Genomic DNA, 11,743 nt, shown 5'->3' with positions numbered 1-11,743 from the left:
ATATCGAGCAATAAAAACCCTCTGAATTATTTCAAAGGGTTAATTATTTAAAAAAAGATTTTTTATTATTTAGCTACAATAACTTTCCTGACTACAGTTTGGTCTCCGGCTTTTATTACCCCAACATACGCACCATTTCCAAGTTTTGAAATATTAACTTTAGCTTCATTATTTGTCTTAAACAAAGAGTGTCCCTCAAAATCAGTAATTTCAAAACTAAAATTCTTTATCTTGGAATCCGGAAATTCAATGTTGATGAAATCTTTTGCCGGATTAGGATAGACTTTTATAGATTCTAAATTATTTTTTGCCGGAAGCTCATGGGTTCCCAAAGTTTGGGTAGTGGCAACCGCAAAATGCTGCAAAGCTCCTAAAGCAGCCTTTCCAATATTATAAATATACACCGGATCAGTATTGGCAAAAGTATCATTAACCGTATGGGGAAATGAGCTTCTGATTCTTTCAAAAAAACCTGTGATGATTTCACCTCTTTCCTCAAATGGGATATAGTCTGTATCTTCAGCAGGATCCACAGCAGTCTGAAGTGTTGAATACAAGGCCGTACAATTCCTTAATTCCTGAGTAATTGCTGCGGACGCTGCATTATTACCTGGAAGCCCGTCTTGATCTTCATCACAATATACCGTATTATTGGTATTTCCCATCACGCCACCTACCTGATCCAGGTTGAAAACCAGTTTAATATCCAGAACACGATTGTTTCCTTGATAAACAACATTATCTACATAATGATAGCTTCCTAAAAGACCTTGCTCTTCACCAGAGAAGTGAATAAATTTAATGGAATATTCGGTGGGAACGTTTTTTAAAATTTTAGCAGCTTCTAACATGATAGAAGTACCGCTTCCGTTATCATTCACTCCCGGACCAGTAATTGTATCAAAATGCCCGCAGATAATCACATATTTATTAGGATATACTGTTCCTGTCTTTGTAATAATTAAGTTTTTTGAAGTTGTATTTCCAAAGGAGAAAGTATCTTCCTCCATCTGGCTGGCGGTATATCCATAAGAAAGATATTTATTTTTGAGCCAGTTCAGGGCATTGGTATTGGCTTGAGTCCCTGTTTTTTTGACTCCCCAACTGGCAAACTCCTGCAGATTGGTGATAATATCCGTCTGAGATACAGCTTCAGCTCTGTTTTTATAGGCTTGGATAAAACTTTGGGCACTAATAGTATGTGAGGCTATAGCAACCAGTAAAAAGGAGGTTATTTTTTTCATCGTATAATTTATAAGACTTAATATATATTACCAAAACCGAGAAACACCTATGAGTTATTTTTGAATGATCAGCTTTTTAGTAAGATGGTTTTTATTTGTTTTTACTGAAATCATATACATCCCATTATTCAATGGAGTAGTATCTATTTTATTCTGATTCTCAGCACGAAGTATGATATTGCCTGTCATATCAGAAATTTCAATAGTAAACTGTTGTGTCTTTTTTGGAAGCTCCAGAGTTAATAGGTTCTTTGCCGGATTAGGATAAATGGTAAAATCTTCTGATAATTTTTGACCTGTAGTTTCCTGGGTTCCCAGAATATTATTGGTAGTTGTAGCAACCGCAAAATGTTGTAATGCCCCTACAGCGGCTTTACCTACATTGAAGACATAAACGGGATCTATATTGGCAAAAGTATCGTCTGTTGTGTGTTCGTTTTCACTTCTGATATATTCATAAAAGCCGGTAATAATTTCTCCTTTCTGTTCGAAAGGGATATAATCTGAACTGTAGGCATTAGAAATAGAAGTCAGAAGTGGAGAATAAAGTCCGGTACAAGCAGCCAGTTCCTGGGTAATAGTAGCTGATGCTGCATTATTCCCAGACATTCCGCTGATGTCTTTTTCACATATTATCGTATTGTTGTTATTACCTAGCTGACCGCCTACCTGATCAATATTAAATACTAATTTGATATCCAGCTTACGGGTACTTCCCTGGTAGGCAATATTGTCTGCATAATGGTAGCTGCCTTTCAATCCTTGTTCTTCTCCGGAAAAATGAATAAACTTAATGGAATATTCAGTAGGAACATTTTGCAATATTCTTGCTGCCTCTAAAAGAATAGAAGTGCCGCTGCCGTTATCACTCACTCCAGGCCCGATAATGGTGTCAAAATGCCCACAGATAATTACATATTTATCAGGATAAACAGTTCCTGTTTTCGTAATGACCAAATTTTTAGAACTAATAGAAGTTCCATTAAAAGCCTGGTAAGTAAAAGGATCTTCCTCAATCTGGCTTGCAGTATACCCATAAGAAAGATATTTATTTTTCAACCAATTCAGAGCATTGGTATTTGCCGTTGATCCGGTTGTTTTTACGCCCAGACTTTCAAAATAAGTAAGATTGTTTGTAATATTGGTTTGAGAAACCATATCCGCTCTGTTTTTATAAGCTTGTATAAAATTTTGAGCTCCTATATTTTGCAATGCTAGCGAGGTAAATAAAAAAACAGCGATCTTTTTCATTTATTCAATTGAATTATTTTTCGATTGCTAATATAAGGATTAATCAGGATTTTATTTCACAAATAAGTGTTGTTTATTTCTATTTAATTGATTTTTTGATAATGATATGATCTGTAGTATTATTTGACCTTAAAACTAATTTTATTTTCATCTCAATATCATTTCAGGCTTATTTTTTACATTCTGTATCAAAGTATTGAACCTCAGGCAACGTCTTTAAATATAAACAAAAAATCCCGGGAAAACCCGGGACTATATTGATAACAAAAATAGTATTCTACATTATTTTACTTGATCTACAACAGCTTTGAAAGCTTCAGGGTGATTCATTGCTAAATCTGCTAAAACTTTTCTGTTAAGCTCAATGTTGTTCTTTTTAAGAGCTCCCATAAATTGAGAGTAAGACATTCCGTGCTCTCTAGTTCCCGCGTTGATACGAGTGATCCAAAGTGCTCTGAAGTTTCTTTTCTTCTCTTTTCTACCACGGTAAGCATATTGCATTGCTTTTTCTACCGCGTTTTTAGCTACTGTCCAAACATTCTTTCTTCTACCGAAAAAACCTTTAGCTTGCTTAAAAATTTTCTTTCTGCGAGCTCTTGAAGCTACCGCATTTACTGATCTTGGCATAATTTAAATTGTTTTTTTGAAAAGGGCGGTAACTGATGTTACTCTTTATTTGCACCGTTTCAGGGTTAAATTGTTGAATTTGTTTTGAATTCTTATAAACCGAATATAGATTTATAAAAACTACTTAATTGCTAATTGACGTTGAACGCTTTTCTCATCCACTTTAGCTACGTAAGAAGTAGTAGTAAGATTTCTCTTCTGCTTAGTTTCTTTCTTAGTTAAGATGTGGCTTTTGTAAGCGTTTTTTCTTTTGATCTTACCAGATCCGGTAAGAGCAAAACGTTTCTTAGCACCTGATTTCGTTTTTAATTTTGGCATTGTTTTGCTTTTTTATTGTTTTTGTTATCAATATCTGTTTATGGTTTCCTAAAGACATTAGGAATAATAGTTTGCAAAAGTACGAAAAAAATATCAATATACCCTTTCCAGGACAATACTTTCTAAAAACATATTGCTTTGCGGGATAATTTCAAGGGTTAACTGCCCATCTTTCATATGAATATCAGTATTTAATTCTGCATTTCTCTTTTCTGAATCTACAATTTTCCAATTTCCCGATGGAAGATTGTCAATAGACAGAATATAAGATTTCCCCTTATCCATTGTTTTTACCAGTTTATTTTCAGAAAATACACTTAGGTTATCTGATGAAGCCTGGAACAGATATCCGGGAATAATTAATTGATTTCCCTTGTTCTTAATCCCCGTATTTTTCCCGTATTTGTTAAAAAATAATTGATATTCCTGATCTTTTCCCCTTGCTTTTACTCTAATATAATTATTGTTGAAAAGTGTATTGGTTTTCAGCTGATCACCAATATTAAAGTTGAGTTCACCTCCAATATGGAAAATAATAATGTCAGGATTTCGGCTCATAACATAGTTAGCATCACCTAGTTCATGCGCTAAAGATCCGTTCCCGAAATTTTTAGGCGGATGTCTTGGGATATAATAATCATTTAAGCCCAGCATATCTACAACAGGCAGCTCAGATGAATAAGGAATACAGCCGGCAGCAGTAACGGCAAGCAAGGTTTGATTAGGAAAGGTTTTCTTCAACGTTGCTCCCAGTTTCATTCCTCTGAACTCCCATCTTTCATCATTGGCATATTTATTATCCATAATTAGAGTCTGCATAAACGCATTTAGTATTAAAATGAGAACCAGACTCCAGCCCAATTTTTTTGAGGTAAGATTGATCTTTTTAAAATAATGCAATCCAAAAATAATTGAGAAAACAAACAGTATAAGTACAACATAATAATGTCTGAAAGCTGGAAATATATCTCCGCCAACCGAAGTCACATAGCCAACCCAGGCTGTTGCTAACAGTAATAAGTAGTATCCGAAAAGATTTTTTTTCCTTACAAGATTATAAAGGGATATTAATCCTAATGCTGACAATAAGAGAGTACCAAAGAATGCTTTAAAATTATAAAATCCACCGCGTAAAACATGATGAATGGTCACTTTTACCTTCACCAAAGCCGTGTTAGGAACCAGTTCCCCGTAAAAGCTATAGCGAAATGCAAGCTGCCCCAATAAAAATAATGTTGGAATAATGGCAGCAGCGATTCCTATTTTAATAAACTGATCTTTCTTTTTTCTATAGACTAACAATAGAAATCCTGCTGTAAGTAAAGTAAATAAAAACCCGTCCGGTCTGGTCAGTGCTAAAAGGCCTAACCAAAATGATAACAGATATACGGTTTTGAAATTCTGGTCGTTAATGATCTTTGAAACCTCAATTAAAACCAAGGTCAGAAGTAACACATATAAAGGCTGTTCCAATCCACCTATTGCCCAAACAGCAAAACATGGAGTAGTGGCTAATAATGTAACTCCCAGGAAAACATATTCCTTTTGTATATTTTTATTTCTAAAATAATAAAGAATAGCTCCCAATATTCCCAATGAACACAAAATGCCTATAATTCTGGCTGCAAGAATCAGATCCATGCCTAATTTGCCTAATACAGATACTCCCAAAACCCAAAGTAAATTAGAATATCCTTCAACCGGATGTCCATCATTCCAGGTTAAACCTTTTCCTTCAATGAAACGCTGTGCATATCGTAATGAAATCAAACTGTCATCTGAAAAGAAAGGGTAATAATAGAAGCATCCGAGAGAAAAAAGGAATACTGCTATGAAAAAAAAGGATAAATATCCTAATCTCATGATTAATATGTATTTATACTAAGAGTTTCCTAATCTTTTTAGGATAACGAATGCAAAATAACGAAAATATAAAAAAACAACTGATAAAATATCTGTAGTTTTTCTTCTATGCTGAACCTTTCCTGAAATATGGCTGATAATCGGGATTGTGGTGTTCTTCACTTCTTTTTAATATTGACCAATATGATGAATAAATTTTCGAAGATGAAAACAACAGTATGCAGTATCCTTTTAATGCTGACCTCAGCGACTGCCTGTACGCAGGAAAAAAAAGATAATCATTCACAAGTTCTTTCAAAAATGAAGATCATCAATAGTATTCCCCTTTTAACTCAACAGAATAAGTTTGCTTATGCAGACAAGACAAACCTCAAACCTGTTAATAATCAAAGATACCAAAGTGCATCACTCTTTACGGTTACAGGTTTTGCTGTTGTTGTGAATGAAAAAAGTGAATATGCTGTTGTAGATGAAACCGGCAAAATAATATTGGATTATTCGGCGGAGGAAATTAATTTGGATGTTGTCAATGGCCTTACATTTTATAAAAAAGAGATTGAATACGAAAAGAAAATGCCGATCTGGAAATGGGACTGGAATATCATGGGAAGTGGTGTCCAAAAAGAACAGACTTACCATAAAATAGAGATTGGTATCGTAGAAAGCCAACAGGTTTTGCTTCGTGAAGATATTCCATATTTGGAGAGCAATTATTATCTCAATTTCATTTCAGTAGATGAGAACCATATATTTTGGAATGGAACTCTTTATGAAATGAAAAGAAACCGCCTTAATAAGATCGAAAATAATATTGCAGAGCTGTTAGAAAATAAACGGTTTATCAAAGGCTCTAATACCAACTTTTCAATGTATCAATTAGGTCAGAAAAAAGCAATTCATAACGAATTGAAAAGTACCGAGACTCTTTCAATCCTTTTTGGACAGGAAACGATCATACTAAAAGAAGTGAATAAAGAACGTTTTGCACCGGAGGTTCCTAAGCTTTTAACAGACAGTAAAACCAATGATGTATATCTTTTTCCACAATATGAAAAGGTATTTCCTAAGAAAATTACCAAGGCAACCGCTTCACAGATTGATTTCATTAAAAATACCGGCTTAGTATATTCTATCACCAATTCACCTTATTTTTTATTAGGAGTTTTTAATGATGATCATAACGTTTGGGCGTATGATTGGCTATATATTGATACAGAAGGAAAGGTAACAGATTCTATTGATACTTATAATTTTAAAGTGTTGGATCAGGTTGGATATCTGGTCTGGCCTGACAGAAAAATGATTTTACCTGATCAATATATTGACAAAAACTGGAAGTTCGGGAAAATAGATTCTTATAGTGGAATGAATGATTTGTACCTTATCAGAATTGAAGATGAAAAGCAATTAAGAACCATGGGTTTATGGAATAGTCGTGAAAAGATCTGGGAAATACAGCCTGAGTATCATACTATTTCCGTGTTGGATGCAGATAAAGGGATTTATGCACTTCAGAAGAAAGAAGAGGGATTGTATACCCTTTTTGACAATAAAAAGAAAAAGGGTATTGGTTCCAAAGCTTATCAGTCCATCAATTCAGATGGCTTGGTGAGTGTGAAGTCTGGCTCAGAGAAAACACAGTACTATTATATTGATATCTATTCCGGGAAGGAATATAAAAAATAATGTATAAAGGTTGGAAGCAGGAAGAAGGAGGTTGGAAGTTAATTTTTGTTATTATTAGCGATGATCATCTTACATTAAAAAGATAACTAGTTATTATTATGATCATTATAACTTCCATCATCAGGCTCACAGCTTTCAGCCATCTTAATGTCTAAATTAAATATTAAAATATGCTGTCATCCGTAGATTTACATTTGGAGAGACTATTATTCATTACTATTTTGACCCTCTTTTTCGGAGCGGGATTTTTATGTACGTTGATTATTTTTATCATAAACTCCATCCGGAAAAAAAATAAGAAGCCGATTTATTATTTTCTTTTATTTTTCATTTCTGGAATTATTGCCATAGGTTTAGCGGCATTATATTTTTATATGACTTTCATTAATGAATCCTATACGTAGAGTCAGACCAATTTGGAAGTCCAAAAACCACCATTATCAGGGATATTTTGACATGACACCTTTGATTATCTTTAGCTAAAAGATTTATTAAAGATAAGCGGGTGAAATACTTTATAGCTGTAACTTCAACTTTTGTACTATTGGGATGTAAAAGCAATACCCAAAAATTGCAGACTTCTCCGATTTATACAGAACCCAAACGGGTTACAAAAGAGATTCCCGAAACAGGGAAAATCCAAACCTATACAACCCGTAAAGCTATTACGGAGCATCTTAGTCCTATGATTTTAATGCTTTCTAAAAATACTGAAACACTACAGTTTCGTCTACAGGGAAATATTAGTTCCAGCGGACATGCCATGCATCAGGTGAGAAAAATTCGTTTTGAAAAAGGAGAACAAAATGGAAATACTATTACCCTAAGATATTATGTAGAGATCAAAAATATCCCAGGTAAAGAAAGTGCTAATATCCAGGGTTATAATTATATAAAAGATGAGATCTACAAAATACCAAATGATGTTAAAATCATAAGAATTGAATTGTACGAAGACAGAAGTAACAATGATTTAGACTCCCACCCTAAACTTATTGCTCAACAAATCTTTAATTTCTTTGCAAAAATATAAATGGTAATACCACAAGTTTTTTGAAGATAAAAACGGGTTATCAATCTAGGAAGAATAAAAACTATAGAACAAAAATTAAAAAAGGTTATGCTTAAAGAATTTATAAAATTGAGTAAAAAAGCAGAAATATTAAAAGAGAATCTGTTTTTTATAGATCCAATTCTGAAGAAAATATCAGCAAAAGTAAAGTATACTTTATAGCTGAAGTTTGATGAATTTTTGAGAACTTATCTACTTGTATTATAAAAGAATTACTAACATTAATAGTATGAAGCAAGAATTAGCAAACCCGCCATCAGATGAACGTGATCGTGAACTGTGGATGCAGCATGGAGCAGGATATATTATCTTTGAAAATATTAGGAAATATGCCATTGGAAAGATCCCGACAGAAATAGACGAAACCCTTCGTGAAGCTCATTTACAAACCATCGACAATACGATTTATGGAATGATGATGCAAATGGATGGGATTTTTGGTTCGTTAGAAAATGAAAATTATCGTCTAACACTAGAAACCAATATTGTCCTGTATAAAGATGATGATGTAATAAAAGAATTGAATACGCTTGATGGAGATGGATTGGGTATGGGATTTCATGGATGGATGGAAAATGATTTTGGAAGTGATGAAATTATAATAAAGAAATAAAATGTAATGACGAATCTCACTTCAGATTCATAGCTGCAAAACCAGTTAAACACAAACCGGAAATATTTAACTCCAAAACAAATTGAAATTTTAGAAGATATTTATACCCGTGATATTTTTGAATACACCTATAAAACGTCTAATGGAGGGGAATTTGAAGCTAAAGGCATGCTCACTTTTGATGAACTTAAAAAAATTATTAATAAGGAAATTGCTTTTGAAAAATTAAATACAAAATTCGAGTATACGGAATAGTAAATTAAATAAATTTAAAGATTATTGCCATGAAAAATATTTTCGTTTTCCCCTTTCTGTGTTCTATGTTAATGACAATATTTAGTTGCAAAAAATCTGCACGAAAAAAAACAAATTTTCCGAATTATTTAAAAAATACTGAGTGGATTGTAAACGAAGGCGGACTTCTTACTCCCGATGGCCCGAAAGTCTATTACATGTCTCCAAGAGATACGGCAGTGATCTTCAATTTTCATGCAGTACACTTTTTGGACTCAGAAAACTTTAATAGTTATGATGCCTGGCAATGTGGAAACGATTGCTTTACAAAAATACACGGGAAGTATTATTTCACTGAAAAGAATCGAATACAAATGGAAATCGATAGTATTGGCAAGTCTGACTTCTGTGATACACCGACACAAATTTTCAAACCAGCAAAAGCCATGTATTTTGACCTTGTGAAAAAAGGAAATCAGTTACAGCTTATAAGAAAATAAAAATGCCAGGTTTAATAATTATAGTGCATTGAAATAGCAATAAACATGGTTCTAAATTGATTCGCAAGTATTTTACTTATATTTACGTCCTTTATAGCAATAAAATTTAATAGAGATAAGGGTTTGATGTACAGGTTATTATTGATATTCACTTTATGTATTTTTCCGTTTTTTGTTCAGGCACAAGGTGTCTTAAACAAATTAGAGAAGGAATATAACAATGCTTCAGATAAAACAACAGAGCAGCTGAGTCTGGCTCCCCGTTATGCTACGGCCTTATTTTTCCATAAACTCAAACCGAAATCCTATCAGATTTTGGCCTATAATATTTCCATCGCAACAAAACAGACTGATGGGAAATATGCCACTATTTTGTATGCTGTTCAGGCGATGAATTACAGACTGGATAATAAAGAAGCTGAGTCTTCAAAAAGTCTTGAAATGGCCAGGGTGTATAGCTTAAAGACAAATAGCAATGAAGCGAAAGGTTATATGGAGTATGCAAAAGGCTGGATTCTCACTCGTAATAATAAAATCACGGATGCTGTTGCGGCTTATCTGAAAGCAATTAACTATTATGAAAATTCACCAACAACGTCTACACTGTATGGACGATTTGGGAATGTAGCTAAAGAATTATCTACCATTTATTCCAACCTGAACGAGTATCAGCTGGAAGAAAAATACAGCAAACAGTTTCTGTTACTGGCATCTAAACAAAATGATCCTAACCTGATCTTTGACGCTTATATGCGAATGGGTTACATGTATGAACAAAAGTATGCTCAAAACCCATCTGATATACAACTGAGAAATAAAACAGAGCAATACTATCTGCAGGCGATTACGACTTTCAATAAAAATAGTGAAGCGATGCTTAATAAGAGTAATCTTTCCTATGCAGCCATTAATTTAGCCAATTTATATACTGAATTTAACCCTGATAAGGCCATGCAATACGCTCAACTGGCCAACAAGGTAAGTCTGGAAACCGGTGATCCTATTCATATTGCTTCTTCATTTGGGATTTTGGCAGAACTGGCCATTCAGGATAAAAATTATGATGTAGCAAAGTCTTACTTTCTGAAAGCTTCCATGGAAATTGGGAAAAGCCCGGTCAGAGATCATAATATAGAATTATCTATTCTTGAATCGTTATCCAGAATTAGTGAAGAACAAGGCAATTATAAAGAAGCTTTGACTTATTATAAAAGTTATGTAGACAAATACAAAAGCGTTTACGATCAGGAAAAATTGGATATTACCAAGAGATTAGAGTCACAGTTTGAAAAAGAACGACAGGAACAGAAGTATATAAAACTGCAACTGGAAAGTGATAAGAAAGCACAGCAAATCAAGTTGATTAATATCCTAAGAGCACAAAGAGAGCAAGTATACAATAACTTAAAACTGGTAGAAGAAAATCAGCGTGAACGGTTAAAATTTTCAGAATTGGAGTCAGAGAAAAAAGAACAACAGCTCCGTTTGGCAAAATTGGAAACCCAACAAAAGAATAATGATATCAACAGTTATAAAAAACTGCTGGCCTTCAAAGAAAAGATCAATACCTATTATATTGTTTTTATTTTCATCTTCATCGTCCTGATTTTCTTATTGCTTTATGCCTATAAACAGCGTGTAAAATCTATTAAACAAAGGGATGAACTGCATGCTCTAGCCATGGAAAAAGAAAAACAAAACTCCAAAATCTCTACACTTACTGCATTGCTAGAAGGGCAGGAACAAGAGCGTGGCCGTCTGGCAAGGGATCTTCACGATGGATTAGGTGGTTTACTTTCAGGAACTAAACTTCAGTTGTCTATTTTAGATCCTCAGCAATCTGACAATATAGAAGATGGAATTTCAAAGTCAATTACCCAGATTGATGGAGCTGTAGAAGAATTGAGAAGGGTAGCTCATAATTTAATGCCTGACTTATTAATGAAATACGGTTTGGTAGCCGCCATTCAGGAGTTTGCTTCAAGGATGTCCAACAGTGCATTAAACATTCATACCGAATTTATCAATTACAGTAATTCCTTATCGGAAGAAAAACAATTGCTTATTTACAGAGTCATTCAGGAATTGGTCAACAATGCTATAAAACATGCCAAAGCATCAGAAATTATCATCCAGATCAGTGAAGAAGATAAAATATTAAATCTTACAGTAGAAGATGATGGGAAAGGTTTTGATCTTGCCAATTTAGACTTTAGAAAAACAGCAGGTTTTCATAATATAGAATCAAGAGTACAATTTTTAAAAGGAACAATGAATATCAACTCCCAATTGAATATTGGTACGAGTATAGAGCTTCAGATTCCTATTCATTAAT

At 33.6% G+C, this 11,743-nt stretch carries 10 protein-coding genes; 5 read left to right on the top strand and 5 right to left on the bottom strand.

What is annotated here, in order from left to right; genetic code table 11:
• Nucleotides 1–65: 65 nt before the first annotated feature.
• The 5 genes from AC3HD6_RS10900 to AC3HD6_RS10880 all read right to left on the bottom strand — a co-directional run bounded on the left by AC3HD6_RS10900 (nt 66) and on the right by AC3HD6_RS10880 (nt 5,303).
• Nucleotides 66–1,244 carry a M28 family peptidase gene (locus AC3HD6_RS10900; protein WP_488896363.1) on the bottom strand — a complete coding sequence of 393 codons (1,179 nt, stop codon included), beginning with the start codon at nt 1,242–1,244 and terminating at the stop codon, nt 66–68.
• 54 nt (nt 1,245–1,298) lie between these two features.
• Nucleotides 1,299–2,495 (bottom strand): M28 family peptidase, encoded by a 1,197-nt coding sequence (locus AC3HD6_RS10895; RefSeq protein WP_488896362.1) that lies wholly within the window; start codon nt 2,493–2,495, stop codon nt 1,299–1,301.
• A 282-nt stretch (nt 2,496–2,777) separates the two neighbouring features.
• A complete protein-coding gene (gene rplT / locus AC3HD6_RS10890) occupies nt 2,778–3,122 on the bottom strand; it encodes a 50S ribosomal protein L20 (RefSeq protein WP_034694451.1) in 345 nt (114 codons plus the stop codon).
• 120 nt (nt 3,123–3,242) lie between these two features.
• Nucleotides 3,243–3,440 (bottom strand): 50S ribosomal protein L35, encoded by a 198-nt coding sequence (gene rpmI, locus AC3HD6_RS10885; RefSeq protein WP_002979658.1) that lies wholly within the window; start codon nt 3,438–3,440, stop codon nt 3,243–3,245.
• Nucleotides 3,441–3,533: 93 nt separating this feature from the next.
• Nucleotides 3,534–5,303 (bottom strand): DUF8728 domain-containing protein, encoded by a 1,770-nt coding sequence (locus tag AC3HD6_RS10880; RefSeq protein ID WP_488896361.1) that lies wholly within the window; start codon nt 5,301–5,303, stop codon nt 3,534–3,536.
• 204 nt (nt 5,304–5,507) lie between these two features.
• Between AC3HD6_RS10880 and AC3HD6_RS10875 the strand changes: the two genes are divergently transcribed.
• From AC3HD6_RS10875 to AC3HD6_RS10855, 5 genes are all read left to right on the top strand, one after another.
• Nucleotides 5,508–6,989: a hypothetical protein gene (locus tag AC3HD6_RS10875; protein WP_488896360.1), complete on the top strand. Its 1,482-nt coding sequence runs from the start codon at nt 5,508–5,510 to the stop codon at nt 6,987–6,989.
• 505 nt (nt 6,990–7,494) lie between these two features.
• The gene (locus AC3HD6_RS10870) at nt 7,495–8,022 is read left to right on the top strand and encodes a hypothetical protein (protein ID WP_488896359.1); all 528 of its coding nucleotides are present in this window, start codon (nt 7,495–7,497) and stop codon (nt 8,020–8,022) included.
• A gap of 268 nt (nt 8,023–8,290) precedes the next feature.
• Nucleotides 8,291–8,674, top strand: a complete 384-nt coding sequence (locus AC3HD6_RS10865; protein ID WP_488896358.1) for a hypothetical protein — start codon at nt 8,291–8,293, stop codon at nt 8,672–8,674.
• Nucleotides 8,675–8,958: 284 nt separating this feature from the next.
• Entirely contained in the window at nt 8,959–9,408 is a 450-nt protein-coding gene (locus AC3HD6_RS10860; RefSeq protein WP_488896357.1) for a hypothetical protein, read from the top strand.
• Nucleotides 9,409–9,534: 126 nt separating this feature from the next.
• Complete coding sequence (locus tag AC3HD6_RS10855) at nt 9,535–11,742, top strand: ATP-binding protein (RefSeq protein ID WP_488896356.1); 2,208 nt, start codon at nt 9,535–9,537, stop codon at nt 11,740–11,742.
• The last annotated feature ends 1 nt before the right edge of the window (nt 11,743 follow it).

The organism is Chryseobacterium sp. II3a, assembly GCF_057815135.1.
This window is presented reverse-complemented; position numbering and strand designations above follow the sequence as displayed.

Bases quoted from the DNA above. Each gene is read 5' to 3' on its own strand.
- rplT (WP_034694451.1), bottom strand. From the start codon at position 3,122: ATGCCAAGATCAGTAAATGCGGTAGCTTCAAGAGCTCGCAGAAAGAAA.
- rpmI (WP_002979658.1), bottom strand. From the start codon at position 3,440: ATGCCAAAATTAAAAACGAAATCAGGTGCTAAGAAACGTTTTGCTCTT.
- AC3HD6_RS10880 (WP_488896361.1), bottom strand. From the start codon at position 5,303: ATGAGATTAGGATATTTATCCTTTTTTTTCATAGCAGTATTCCTTTTT.
- AC3HD6_RS10895 (WP_488896362.1), bottom strand. From the start codon at position 2,495: ATGAAAAAGATCGCTGTTTTTTTATTTACCTCGCTAGCATTGCAAAAT.
- AC3HD6_RS10875 (WP_488896360.1), top strand. From the start codon at position 5,508: ATGAAAACAACAGTATGCAGTATCCTTTTAATGCTGACCTCAGCGACT.
- AC3HD6_RS10855 (WP_488896356.1), top strand. From the start codon at position 9,535: ATGTACAGGTTATTATTGATATTCACTTTATGTATTTTTCCGTTTTTT.
- AC3HD6_RS10900 (WP_488896363.1), bottom strand. From the start codon at position 1,244: ATGAAAAAAATAACCTCCTTTTTACTGGTTGCTATAGCCTCACATACT.
- AC3HD6_RS10865 (WP_488896358.1), top strand. From the start codon at position 8,291: ATGAAGCAAGAATTAGCAAACCCGCCATCAGATGAACGTGATCGTGAA.
- AC3HD6_RS10860 (WP_488896357.1), top strand. From the start codon at position 8,959: ATGAAAAATATTTTCGTTTTCCCCTTTCTGTGTTCTATGTTAATGACA.